The following is a 12,572-nucleotide window of genomic DNA, read 5'->3' as shown; positions in this document are numbered from 1 at the left end:
ATTTTGACACAGGTTCAGCCCAATACGGAGGTGACTACCTCGTTAACCGATGAGCAAACGCTTGTTGTAAATCATGATCTCGCCACACCCGCGAAAGTGATTGCCGTCGCGGGTGCGGGCAAAACCACGACCTTAATTTCTCGCATTGAGCATTTGTTGGCTCAGGGTGTGGACCCGTCTCATATCGGCGTGTTTATGTTCAACAAAAGTGCGCAGGAAGAGTTCTCTGAGCGTTTGAGTAAGCGACTCATGACAGCTGGACATTTCCGCTCTCCCAGTGTGATGACTTTTCATGCGTTTGGCATGAAATTTTGTCGTCGCTTGGAACAGCAAGGTTGGCTGGCTTCTGCAAAGCTCGTTACCGACGATTTCAGCTTAGTGAAAATGTTACGTGAGGCCCTACAGCGTCTGATTCGCAATGGCGAAAAAATTGCCATTTTGGATGAAAAAGATTGGTTAGAAGACGTGCTGTTATTTGTTGATCAAGTGAAAGCATCACATCAACCTGCGCAGATTGTGTTTGAAGCCTTAGGTTGGTCAAACGAACGTAAGTTTTTCCCCGCGCTCTACAACGAGTTAGAAAAGCTGCGTAAGCGTAATAATATTCGCTTTTTTGCCGATTTGCTCAGTGATCCCTATGAGCTAATCAGCGAATTAGGAGAGCCTGAGCGAGTGAGAGTTCGTGGCTTGGTGCCGGATTTTCGTTACTTATTAATTGACGAGTTTCAAGACATCAACCCTTGCCAATATGAGCTACTAAAATTGCTTTATCCTATGCCTTGTCAATGGATGATTGTGGGCGATGTGCAGCAATGTATTTATGAATGGCGCGGTGCCAGCCCAGAGATTATGGCGAGCCAGTTTGATCAGGATTTTGGTCATGTGGTGACCTATCCATTGAGCACCAGTTTTCGTTTTGGTCATGCGGTCGGTTTAATGGCGTCGAGTGTGATCAGTGAAAATGATCCAGACGCCTTGGTGATTGGTGCTGGTGCGCGTACGCGTGTGTCTTTTGCCCGCGCACCGAAAACAGGTAAGGCGTTATTGGGTGAGCTAAAAGCGTGGGTCGATGAAGGACGGGCATTGAGCGATACCGCGGTATTGGTGCGTTTGTATAGCGACATGGTGCCAGTACAGTTGGCTCTGATGCACAAAGGCGTGCCGTATCAATTACACGGTGACTCTCCACTGTTGGAAAATCGCCAGATTCGTATGCTGATGGCGTATCTTGCCGTTATTGCAGGTGGCTTGGAAAGTCCAAGCACGTTTTTTCACCCCGATGATATTGAGTATCTATTAACGGTACCCAGTCTTGGTGGTGCCATGGCGCAACGCAAAACCTTGATCCAACAAGCCAAGCAATCACCGCATTTGTTGCCGCAGATTATTGAATCCGTGGCGGATGCAACGGACGGTTGGCGTGCGAAAAAACTCTATGAGCGTGCTGACTGGTTGCGCAGTTTAAACATCTATCGTACCGATCCAGCGCAAGGTTTGGCGCACACTTTGGAGAAATTGGGCATTTATCGCTACTTTGAAAGTACCAGCAGCAAAGACATTCAGACCCAAGAAAAGATAGCCACTTGCGATGCCTTTATGGCCTATGTGCGCGGGGTGGGTGGCGATGCCAAATCGATTTTAGAGCAGCTTGCTACGTTGAACGAAAAACAAACCGATGACAGTCACGGCGTGCACTTGATGACGATTCATAAATCGAAAGGTTTGGAGTTTGATCAGGTGTTACTGTCCGGCTTACAAGAAGGGCGCTTTCCTTACTATGATGAAGATTTGAGCGCCATAGATAAGCAAGCTGCCAGTGATTTGGCGTCTGAGCGTCGTCTCTTTTACGTGGCCATCACGCGCGCCAAACAGAAGCTTGTTTTGCTAGAAACGCCCAGTGCCGACGAGCATAAACGCATGAAGCAGGGCGACATTCCCCGCGTGGCATTAAAAAGTTTATCCTTATCGCGTTTTGTATTCGAATCTCAGCCCTATGCCGTGAGTCGGATTTGTGAGGCGTGGTATGAAGATAAGACTGGCACGCAAATTGATACAGAAAAAGGTTCGGTGTTTCAGCGTTATTTAAACGCGGTTGATCCTTCCCCATCACTGACTTTTCGTCATCGGATTGAAGGCCAAAATCTCTTACAACCTGGCGACAAGGTCCGCCATGACCAATTTGGTCAGGGCGTTGTCGTAAGACAAGAGCGAGACGCCAAGCAAATGATTTTTGTGGATTTTGGCGAAATGGGTTTAAAACGCTTTAATCCCAAGCACACACAACTTATTAAACTGTCTTCCAGAGCCTAAGGAACACTGAATGTCCATTCCATTGATTGATTTATCCAAGCTGACCCACGAGAGTGAATCTGTTCGTCAAACTGAAATAAACACCCTAGACAAAGCGTGTCGAGAAATTGGTTTCTTTTATCTCATCAATACAGGCATTCCGACAGAATTGATGTCGGCGTTAATGCGTGAAGCCAAGCGATTTTTTAATCAGCCGCAAGAGGTTAAAAATCGCATCGATATTAAAAACAGCATTAACCATCGCGGTTACGGCAATATCGGTGAAGAGCAACTGGACGAAATTGGTCATGCCGACTGGAAAGAAACCTTTGATATGGCATTGGATTTTCCTAAGGACCATCCTTTGGTGGCAAAATACCCCACCATGTACGGGCCAAATCAAAATCCAAGCGACCCGACAACCGTTGAAGTATTGCAAGAATACTATGTAAAAGCGTTCCAAGTGGCACAAACGTTACTAACGGCCATGGCACAAGCGTTGTCGTTGGACGATGATTTCTTCACTCGTTGTTTTAAAGATCATGTTACCGTTTTACGAATGATTCATTATCCACCACGTCCAGCCAGCGACCATGACAATGGCGCAGGAGCCTCACACAGACTACGGTTGCGTAACCTTACTGCTACAAGATCAGGTTGGTGGCTTGCAGGTGAAAAACCGCAAGGGAGCGTGGGTAGATGCGACGCCTATCGCCGATGCGCTGGTGGTGAATATTGGCGATTTGATGCAACGTTGGACCAATGATGAATACGTTTCGACAGCTCACCGCGTGCGCGCGTCTTTGCCAGATGTGCATCGTTACTCCTTCCCATTTTTTGTGGAGCCAGATTACGAAACCAAGGTTGCGTGTGTGCCGAGTTGCGCTACCGCAGACAAACCTGCTAAATACGACGCTATTTTGAGTGGTGATTGGATTCAGTCACGCTTTGATGCGACTTACGCCTATCGAGAAAAAGAGAGCGCATAAGCTCTTAGCAAACAGGCGTTTAGCAAAAGCGCGGTCCTGACCTAAAAAATACCTATACGATGAAAAATGACCGCTAGGCGGTCATTTTTAGTAATTCGGGTAACGGTTGAATTTGGTAGTTTTGTCCTTTGATTTTGGCAATGTGTCCCGCTGGAACTTGTGTCCAACTGTCGCTGCAATGGTCGAGGGGTTCTGAGCCAATTACTGTGTGTTTTGCAAATTGCTTGCAGTATAAGCTTGGTGCTTGTTCATCGCTAGAAAATCGAATAGCGGTGATTTCTTCCCCATCTGAAAAAACCGCTGTGAAGCGCAAAGGGTCTTTGATGTTCTTCTGTTTCATCATCCCTAGAATTTGAGCTAGAGTCACTTCTATGGCTTTTTCTGGATTATCTTCGAGTCCATTAGCGATCATCAATAAGAAAATGACTTCTGAGTCTGTCGCGCCATGTCGATGGCAATAAAGGTGCTCCGGAATCAAGCGATCTAGTTGCCAACGAAGAAATTCATAGCCGCCAATTTGTCCGTTGTGCATGAATAGCCAGTTTTTATAGCTGAATGGATGGCAGTTTGAACGGTTGGTTTCTGTGCCGGTAGAAGAGCGCACATGGGCAAAGAATAGGCCGCTTTTGATGTGCTTTGCTAAGCTTTTTAAATTGCTGTCACTCCACGCTGGTAACACTTCATGGTAGAGGCCAGGTTCTTCTCGTTCATCGTACCAGCCCAACCCAAACCCATCGGCGTTTACGGTAACCTCCGACTTTCTGGCGCTTAGACTTTGATGAATTAAAGAATGCTCTTGTTTAAAAAGCAACGACTCAAGATAAACAGGTTCACCTTGATACGCCATCCAACGACACATGATTTTCTCCTAGGAATGAAAGCAAAAGGAAGCAACGAGTTGCTTCCTTCATGGTAATCTAATCTTCTCTTTTTCAGTAGATCTAGACTTTGAAATAGCTGATTTTCGCGGACAATTGTGTTGCCAATGTTGCTAATTGATCCGCAGAGTTACTAATAGCATGAATGGATTTGGTAGTGCGTGATGCGATGTCGTTGATATTGGCAACATTGCGACTGACTTCTGCTGTCACCGATGCTTGCTCTTCAGCGGTGGCTGAGATGCGATCATTCATATCACGAATCTTAGACACAGATTGGTTAATGTTTTTAAGTGATTCTTCTTCATGCTTCACTTGGCTCACCGCATCGGTAGAGCGCTGGTGACTAGACGTCATGGCTTTTACCGCAGAGGCTGTTCCTGTTTGTAAGAGGCTGATCATTTTTTCAATTTCTTGTGTAGCATTCTGAGTGTTTTGAGCTAAATGACGCACTTCATCGGCCACGACAGCAAAGCCACGACCTTGCTCACCAGCACGGGCTGCTTCTATCGCCGCATTAAGCGCAAGTAAGTTGGTTTGCTCTGCAATACCAAGAATCACGTTGAGAATATTGCTGATTTCCTTGGTGTTGCTCTGTAGTTCATTAATGGTGCTTGCCGAAGTGGATATTTCAGCCGCCAACTCTTGGATGCTTTGAATGGTTTTCGTGACGATGATCGTACCCTCATTGGCGGCTGTCTCAGCAGTATGAGCCGCTTGACTGGCGTCATTAGTGGATTCGGAAACATGCACGGCGGTGGCTTGTATCTCTTGTACGGCTTGTGAAATAAAGTTGGTTTCTTCCTGCTGACGATCCACCATTTCGGAGGACTCATCCGTGATACGGTTTAAGTCATTTGCAGCACTGGTCAGCATGGAACTTGATTCCGCGACATCGTGTAAAATACTGCGTAACTGAACCACCAGTTTATCCATAGCGATTTCTAATAGACCAATTTCGTCAGTGCGTTTGCTGGTTACCTTAGGCTCAACCAACTCGCCTGAGGCAATTTCTTCTGCGCGACGTACGGCTCGAATTAAGGGTCTACAAATACCGTTCACTATGATAATGCTGATGAGAATACCGGCGGTAATTAACACTGCCGCTAAGACACCACTGGCATAAATCGTTTGGTCTAATTTGCGGTTTTGGTTTTCGGCAACGAGGGTGTTGTATTCATTAATAGACGTGATGATTTCTTCCATCTGTTGATTGACTGCGATTAGGCTGTCGTCGGCGGCACGTCGAGACTTACCGGCTTTCATGGTATTAAGTTTAACCCACCAGCTGTAGGTTTCCGTGCTGGCTTCAAGAAACACGGCTTGCTGTTCTTCTAAGGTGGATATTTGCGCTAAAAGGTTATTTAAACCGTCATTCACTGGCATGGTGGCAAGAATGCCTTTTACGTTTTCGATGCTGGTTAACAGCTCATTGGTATAAGTTTTGAATTTCTCTTCTGATTCGGCAATTTGCTCCGTGCCATAACCGCCAATGGATTTAGCAATGGACACTTGGAAAAAACCGCGCTCAAACTCTACTGATTGTTGCAGTAGTAATTGACGGCTTTTTTCTAGGTTTCTCATCAGTTCCAAGCTTTGTGAAGAAAGGTCTTGTAGTTTTGCTGAAACGGATTTGCTTGATAAGGCAGAGCTTACGCTAATGCCAACGATGACCAATGAGAAGAGGGCGATGAGAGCGAGTATTTTAGTACGTACAGACAGGTTTAGCATACTTAATCCAATGAGTTAATCGTGTTGGTCGGTATCTCTTGTCCAGCAATACTTATGCCAATCAAGTTGCAATATTGTGCGTGTTTTGCGCCGTTTCGCGAAAAAAATGGCAAACTGTTTACAGGATTTGAGAATATTTGATAAAGCGTGTTGCATTACTAATCTGTTCTAATCGCGACATTGTATGAAATGTGCAAAAAAAACTATATCGCACTAAGATAACGCAAAGTTAAGTAGGAAGCATAGTGATATTTTATCATTATGCCCCATTATTGTGCATTTCTTGTTTTAACAAAGAGGGGCTGAGCCGATAACCACATTTTCGCCATCGACAGTGAAGAAAAAGCAATCACGACGGTTGGTGTGGCAAGCTGGACCTTGTTGATCCACTTTTACCAAAATAGCATCACCGTCGCAGTCAAAGGACATAGAAACCAGTGTCTGGCGATGACCAGAGCTTTCGCCCTTACGCCAGTAGGTTTGGCGAGAACGAGACCAATAACACACCTGGCCTGTCTCCAAGGTTTCACGAATGGACTTCTCATTCATGTAGGCCAACATGAGTACTTCGCCCGTATCATGTTGCTGTGCAATGGCCGCGATCAAGCCATGCTCGTCTGTTTTTAAATTGGCTAACACCGTGTCTAGAGAGAGTGTTTCGCCTTTGGCGAGATGTTCGTAGTCTTTTAAACTCATACCGTTACCTATTCTAATGAAGGCGATTCACGTAATGCTCACATCTGGGGCGTATTGGCTAAGCGGATACCTTATGCTCTGAAATAGCGCCTTTGCCGATGCCTTCAAAGCCATGAGCTTCAATGTGCGTTCCTGGGTTTTCCTTCGCGAGCACATCGGCAATATGTGCTGAAAGCGACTCCACTGTGGTATCACAGTCGAGCATGTAAACTTGATTGCTGTCGATTTTTAGCTCAAACAATCCTTGCTGGCTGGTGTAACGGAAACAGTGATAATTCACGCTGTTTTCTGTGATCTCTCTGTCTAAGTCTTCTTGAGTGCCTAGGTAGATATCTTCCCAACGCTTAGCCCAATCGTGTTCCATGGCGGCGTTGCGCACACCATCGGCGTAAATCTCAACGGTAGAGCGGTGGCCGTGAGCAATACGCTGACAATTACCAGCGTGTTTTTTCAAGCCATGGCTGTATTGGTATTGCGCGCCAGTGATGTGCTCTGGTGTAAAACGCACGCTTACTGCTTCTAACTCAGCAGGAAGTAGGTTCAATATTTGTGCTTCAACCCACTTGGCAACGGCGTCTGGTGTGACTTCGGCCATGGGTAATACGCAAATGGCTTGAGTTGGCGCGTCACACTGAAACACACGTTTGTCGTCAGCGGCTTCTTTACTGTGATCAAAGAGAAAAGCAACACGATCATTCGCTAATGGCGTGAGCATAGAACCATCATGCTCGGCAGGAATCGCCAACATATGATCAATATTGTCATCCAGCCATTTCTTGATTTGTTTTTTCACGATACCGAAATCACAAATCATGCTCTCATCGTTTAACTTACCCGTCAGCACAATGTCTGTCTGCCAGCTTTCGCCCAACAAACCACGCTTGGCATCAAAATAGGAAAAATCCACGTGGGTCAGGTTCTTTACAAATAGCTTCAACTCGCTACTCCTATGATTCTTAATGGCGCGTATCTTACCGTAAATATAAGCCGCGTTATAGCTCGACACGAAAAGCAACAGAGTAGAGAAAGTGTAAGGAAGGGCGACAATCGATAAGTATATGAAAATACATAAGAAAGGCGGTTGATATTTCGAATTGGCTGCGTATAATTGCGTCCCAAGGTCAACAAGCCTCCTTTATGGTGTCTCTGCTGGTCCCCTCGCAACGATAAACCGTTAATCTGGTCAGGTCCGGAAGGAAGCAGCCACAGCGGTGGACTTGTGTGCCGAGGTGCGGCTGGTAGAGATGCCACCTTAATCTCCCCAATGTTCTAAATTCTTCTTTTTTACTTCAATACTTACTTCATTCCTTAGCGTTTCTACAAAACTCTTTTGATGCATTGTTACGCCTTTTGGTGTTGTCACACCGACTTGAACCTGCCTTGTTCCTCACTTCTGAACCTAAACAATATCACTTGTAAGGCACGATAAGCGAAGCGCAATCTGCCGCACAAACCATTTTTTATCTGATCCCGATAGATTTTTATCCAGCGTAAACCCATCACCATACGCACCATAGAGCATTGGTGTCAAAGCCTCAGCGACGACGTTGTCATCAAGTTCACCAGCCACGACATACGCAAACTCGCCCGCGACAGTTAGCACGAAAAGAAGAGCAGGGATCGACTGGGCTTTCTGATAATGGAAAGAGGGGAAATGCGACTCAACCACGAACGCGACGGACTGGACAAACACTACATGCACACCCATTCGAGAGAGCAGATGCGCAAAGCGCTGGGGGAGTGGGGCTTTAAGCTAAAAAATATTATTGTGCCGCTGTTTTATGAAATTATGTAGGTGATTGATCTGTATAGTAATCGCGCTATATTGTACGAAACAGCACATAGTTGATCTTTGCCAACATGATAATTTGAGTTTACAATAAGATTTTGACGATGATGTCATAATTTCATTGAGGTTTATTAACATGCCTTTACCTAAAGCAAGACAAGAAAAGCCAAAAGCGACCGCGAAAGACGTTAAGTCTGCTGCTGCCGTTGGTGACGCTGTGTTTGCTTACTTCCAAAAGCACGGCAAGTTTCCTACTTCTAAAGAGCAACTGAAACCAGCTAAGGGTTAACTTGGCGATTGTACAGACAGCCTCTATTTTTAGAATGGCTCCTGACTGGGAGCTTCACAAAAATACTTTTGAATCCTACAAGCTTAATGGTGAACAGCCAGATTTTTATGGTCGTGACGCATCATTGAGTCACCCTTATGTTCATCATATACACCTCGCTCAAACCAAGAGTTAGCCAACCTTTGGGCTAAACGACACCCTAGAATTGATCAGGTCTATTATCGCACTACTCGAATGGGTGATCCTGACAATGATTATTGGCTGATTTATGCCTTTGATGATTTTGAAGAGAAGTATCTGTTGTTAACCATTTTAGGGCCAGATGCCCACAACAACGCGCAATGGCGTGCTTATCTTACAAGCCTTTACACGCAATTTGTGCAGCCTTGGATCAATGGCAAGTTGGATGATGTTGTTTAGCTTTCTAACAGTTCTTTTGCCATATTTTCAATATTTAATATGAATTTGGGGGCAGATGAAAAATTGATTGTAAACGACGCTGCCAAATCCTTTTTTCATAGCAGAAAGCATCGCTGTCGTACCCGCCACCGACATCACTGCCATGAGCCAAACTATCCGAAACTACCAGCAACAAGCCGTCCGAATTCAAACCAACCCCGCATGGGTCGACCAAACCATCGAATGCGTTAAAAGCGCTATGCCCGTCTTTGTTGTTTTTTCGAATGTATAAAGTCTAGATCAAAAACACTTAAGTGAAATAACTGAAAAAAAACATGGATGTTTTCAGATATTTCATTTATGTTTGGGGTTACTGAGGCTAGCTTTTAGTTTGCCTTGATAGTGTTAAGGGTGAGAGGTTACTCGAATGATGAAAACCAATTTAAATGTTGAGCCGGATACCAGTGCAATAATCAAAGCGCAGCAGTACCTGAAGCTGCATCAAGCGGATCTTGATAAGTTAAAAATTGATGTGTTACTTAAAAATGGTCAAAAAGCTGAATTTGAATTGCCCAAATTGACGCTTGATGCACTTGTTCAAGTGTTAGGTCAATTGGCTAAGGATGGCGATGATCAGTTTTTTGAACAGCAGGTTGACTTGGAGAAAATGGTGAGTCCTGCTGTGGCGGCTAAGTTTCTTGGAATGTCACGACCAAAAGTAACAGGTTATATTTTGGCTGGGCAAATTCCATCTATGAAGGTAGGCACTCATCATCGTGTAAAAATGGCAGATGTCTTGTTATTTAAGGAGAAGCTTTCTAGTGCTAAGGGGTCAAGAGAAGAGACTCTTAGTTTAATTGCCAACTTTGAGCAAGAGTCAGATTCTATGTAAGGGGTTGTTATGGATGATAAAATTTTGCTGGATGCAAATACCCTATATTCACAACCATTGAGGATGATGCTTCTTAATTTGATGCAGTTAGATGGGTGTACTACTCAGTTTTTTTGGACTGATAAGATAGATGCCGAATGGTCTAATGCTTTAATTCGTAGGCATCCCGAAAGCAAAGACGTCATTATTAAGCAGGTATATTCGATTAAGGCATCCTTTTTCGATCGCTATGTTTTAGGTTACGAGCCATTAATAAATCAGCTTGACCTTCCTGATCCAGATGATCGTCATGTTCTTGCTGCTGCAGTAAAAACGGGTTGTAATATTATTGCGACAGATAACATTAAAGACTTTCCGGCAAAATTATTGGCTGAGTATGGTATTAGAACGATGACAAGAGACGAGTTGATGTGTTTCTTGTTCACTAAAGAAAAAGATAGTGTCATGAAAGCGTTAGATAATTTTGCACGTGTACATAAAGACCCGGAGCTTACAGTTGAAGATTTGTTAATAAAGCTTGATCGTTCAGTGCCAAGTTTTACACATTTAGTAAGAGAGTCGTGACTTAAAAATCCTGTATAGCTTTAAAAATACCACCTTCGGGTGGTTTTTTATGCCTGTTGAAAATGCTTTTGCTCTTCTGTGGAGCGCTCTTCTTACAAAAAATCATTTGGCCTTTTCCGTGATTTAAAATTATACTGTATATCCATACAGTATAATTTGGTGTTTATCATGCGTGTGACGTATCTTGGTGTGTCTGAGTCGGCGGCGTTTATCGCGGCCAACAGTGTGCGAATCCCACTTTATGTGGATTCTGTGTCGGCGGGGTTTCCTTCGCCTGCTCAGGATTTTGTTGAGAAATCGTTGGATTTGAATGCGTTTTGTGTGGCGCATCCTAATGCGACGTTTTATGTGCGTGCTCAGGGGGATTCGATGATTGATGTAGGGATTCATTCGGGTGATGTGTTGGTGGTAGACCGTTCACTAACGGCGCGACATGGGGATATTGTGATTGCCTGTATCCACGGAGAAATGACGGTGAAAACGTTAGAGTTGAAACCCAATGTGTTGCTGCGTCCGAAGAACAAAGCTTATAAGGCCATTCCTATTACCGAGGAGTCGGGGTTGGAGATTTTTGGTGTGGTCGCGGGTGTGGTTCGCAAATATGAGCGCGGCTAAGAATACGGCTTTTGCTTTGGTCGATTGCAATAATTTTTACGCGAGTTGCGAGAAGTTGTTTCGGCCTGACCTAAGGCATACGCCTGTTGTGGTGCTGTCGAACAATGATGGCTGCATCGTCGCGCGTTCTAAAGAAGCGAAAGCATTGGGTATTAAAATGGGCGTGCCCGTTTTTCAGGTTCAAGACGCGCTAAGAAAACACGGTATTGTGTGTTTTTCGTCGAATTATGCCTTGTATGCGGATATGTCGAATAGGGTGATGACCACGTTAGAAGAGGAAGCGCCGCGGCTTGAGATATATTCTATTGATGAAGCCTTTATGGATTTAACCGGTGTCGAACATGTGACAGATCTGCTGGCGTTTGCTCAACGAGTAAAAGCAAAGGTCGATAAATGGACGGGCATCACGGTTGGGGTGGGTATTGCACCCACTAAAACCTTGGCGAAGTTGGCGAATCATGCGGCAAAAAAGTACCCCGCAACGGGGTCTGTGGTGGATTTGATGAATCCAGATAGGCAAAAACGCTTGTTAGCCTTGGTCGATGTGGGTGATGTGTGGGGTGTTGGTCGTCGAACCACAGCAAAGCTCAAAGCAAAGGGTATTCATACGGCGTGGGATCTGGCGAACGTGAACGCCAAGGTGATGCGCAGTGAGTTTTCTGTGGTGATGGAGCGAACGATTCGAGAGTTGAACGGTGTGTCATGTTTGGATTTGGAGTGGGTTAGGCCTACAAAGCAGCAGATCATTTGCAGTCGATCATTTGGGCATAAAGTCACAGATAAGCGTGAACTAGGGGAGGCCATCGCCAAATATATGACCCGTGCCGCTGAGAAGTTACGTAGCGAGCAGCGTTTTTGTCGCGTGGCCAGTGTGTTTATTCGTACCAGCCCTTTTATTCCAAACGAACCGCAGTATTCCGCGTCGCTTACCGTTGAGCTGCCGAATCCAACCGATGATACACGAGACTTATTGGCGGTCGCTGAGGGTATTTTTCATCGCCTGTATCGTGCTGGTTATCGTTATGCCAAAGGTGGTGTCATGCTTACTGATTTTTATGAGCCAGGAACGGTTCAGCAAGACTTCCTGTGTGTTGATAGCACAAAAACCAATTCAAAAGCCTTAATGGGCGTCATGGATAAGATCAACCGCAGTGGCATGGGCCAGGTTTTCTTTGCTTCGCAAGGGGTGTCGCCACAGTGGGCAATGAAACGAGAGCATTTATCGCCAGCCTACACGACCAAGTGGGATGATTTGCCCAAAGTGTGGTAAAGGCTGATTCGTAAGCTTTAGCAAGCGTTTTGCTCTCATTAAGGTCATGTGGCAATAAAAAATGCCCTTATTGCCATTTGGCGATAAGGGCATTTTATGTGCATTCACAGATGGGCTTGCTCATCAAGTTGGTTATCGTTGTTGATGAACCGATATTGGCTTAAGTAAGCG

General features: G+C 45.1%; 13 protein-coding genes, 1 other RNA gene and 1 pseudogene. 11 read left to right on the top strand and 4 right to left on the bottom strand.

Annotated elements, in window-relative coordinates:
- The first annotated feature begins 3 nt into the window (after positions 1-3).
- The 3 genes and pseudogenes from AC0L6V_RS06395 (at position 4) to AC0L6V_RS06385 (ending at position 3,278) form a co-directional block, all read left to right on the top strand.
- A complete protein-coding gene (locus AC0L6V_RS06395) occupies positions 4-2,310 on the top strand; it encodes an ATP-dependent helicase (RefSeq protein ID WP_409419555.1) in 2,307 nt (768 codons plus the stop codon).
- Between the two features lie 10 nt (positions 2,311-2,320).
- A pseudogene (locus AC0L6V_RS06390) lies at positions 2,321-2,641 on the top strand (2-oxoglutarate and iron-dependent oxygenase domain-containing protein); the annotation flags it as partial.
- A gap of 241 nt (positions 2,642-2,882) precedes the next feature.
- On the top strand, positions 2,883-3,278 hold the full coding sequence (locus tag AC0L6V_RS06385) for a 2OG-Fe(II) oxygenase family protein (protein ID WP_418138855.1): 396 nt from the start codon (positions 2,883-2,885) through the stop codon (positions 3,276-3,278).
- A 73-nt stretch (positions 3,279-3,351) separates the two neighbouring features.
- Here AC0L6V_RS06385 and AC0L6V_RS06380 read toward each other — a convergent pair whose 3' ends face one another.
- The 4 genes from AC0L6V_RS06380 to AC0L6V_RS06365 form a co-directional block, all read right to left on the bottom strand.
- Complete coding sequence (locus tag AC0L6V_RS06380; protein WP_409419554.1) at positions 3,352-4,137, bottom strand: class II glutamine amidotransferase; 786 nt, start codon at positions 4,135-4,137, stop codon at positions 3,352-3,354.
- A gap of 82 nt (positions 4,138-4,219) precedes the next feature.
- Positions 4,220-5,887 (bottom strand): methyl-accepting chemotaxis protein, encoded by a 1,668-nt coding sequence (locus AC0L6V_RS06375; RefSeq protein WP_265220978.1) that lies wholly within the window; start codon positions 5,885-5,887, stop codon positions 4,220-4,222.
- Positions 5,888-6,175: 288 nt separating this feature from the next.
- Positions 6,176-6,583 carry a phosphoribosyl-AMP cyclohydrolase gene (gene hisI / locus AC0L6V_RS06370; RefSeq protein ID WP_265220979.1) on the bottom strand — a complete coding sequence of 136 codons (408 nt, stop codon included), beginning with the start codon at positions 6,581-6,583 and terminating at the stop codon, positions 6,176-6,178.
- Positions 6,584-6,641: 58 nt separating this feature from the next.
- Complete coding sequence (locus AC0L6V_RS06365) at positions 6,642-7,520, bottom strand: 6-carboxytetrahydropterin synthase (RefSeq protein ID WP_265220980.1); 879 nt, start codon at positions 7,518-7,520, stop codon at positions 6,642-6,644.
- Between the two features lie 210 nt (positions 7,521-7,730).
- Between AC0L6V_RS06365 and ffs the strand changes: the two genes are divergently transcribed.
- The 8 genes from ffs (at position 7,731) to umuC (ending at position 12,401) form a co-directional block, all read left to right on the top strand.
- Positions 7,731-7,827, top strand: an RNA gene (ffs, locus tag AC0L6V_RS06360) — signal recognition particle sRNA small type.
- A gap of 410 nt (positions 7,828-8,237) precedes the next feature.
- Positions 8,238-8,378: a hypothetical protein gene (locus AC0L6V_RS06355; RefSeq protein WP_265220981.1), complete on the top strand. Its 141-nt coding sequence runs from the start codon at positions 8,238-8,240 to the stop codon at positions 8,376-8,378.
- 130 nt (positions 8,379-8,508) lie between these two features.
- On the top strand, positions 8,509-8,661 hold the full coding sequence (locus tag AC0L6V_RS06350) for a hypothetical protein (protein ID WP_265220982.1): 153 nt from the start codon (positions 8,509-8,511) through the stop codon (positions 8,659-8,661).
- A 234-nt stretch (positions 8,662-8,895) separates the two neighbouring features.
- Positions 8,896-9,081, top strand: a complete 186-nt coding sequence (locus tag AC0L6V_RS06345) for a type II toxin-antitoxin system YafO family toxin (protein ID WP_265220983.1) — start codon at positions 8,896-8,898, stop codon at positions 9,079-9,081.
- Between the two features lie 406 nt (positions 9,082-9,487).
- On the top strand, positions 9,488-9,952 hold the full coding sequence (locus tag AC0L6V_RS06340) for a helix-turn-helix domain-containing protein (RefSeq protein WP_265220984.1): 465 nt from the start codon (positions 9,488-9,490) through the stop codon (positions 9,950-9,952).
- A 9-nt stretch (positions 9,953-9,961) separates the two neighbouring features.
- Entirely contained in the window at positions 9,962-10,516 is a 555-nt protein-coding gene (locus AC0L6V_RS06335; protein ID WP_265220985.1) for a PIN domain-containing protein, read from the top strand.
- Between the two features lie 168 nt (positions 10,517-10,684).
- Positions 10,685-11,131: a translesion error-prone DNA polymerase V autoproteolytic subunit gene (gene umuD / locus AC0L6V_RS06330; protein WP_265220986.1), complete on the top strand. Its 447-nt coding sequence runs from the start codon at positions 10,685-10,687 to the stop codon at positions 11,129-11,131.
- Entirely contained in the window at positions 11,118-12,401 is a 1,284-nt protein-coding gene (gene umuC / locus AC0L6V_RS06325; RefSeq protein ID WP_265220987.1) for a translesion error-prone DNA polymerase V subunit UmuC, read from the top strand. The genes umuD and umuC overlap by 14 nt, the downstream gene beginning before the upstream one ends.
- Positions 12,402-12,572: the final 171 nt, after the last annotated feature.

The sequence above is a fragment of the Marinomonas sp. G8-14 genome, from assembly GCF_055808935.1.
This window is presented reverse-complemented; position numbering and strand designations above follow the sequence as displayed.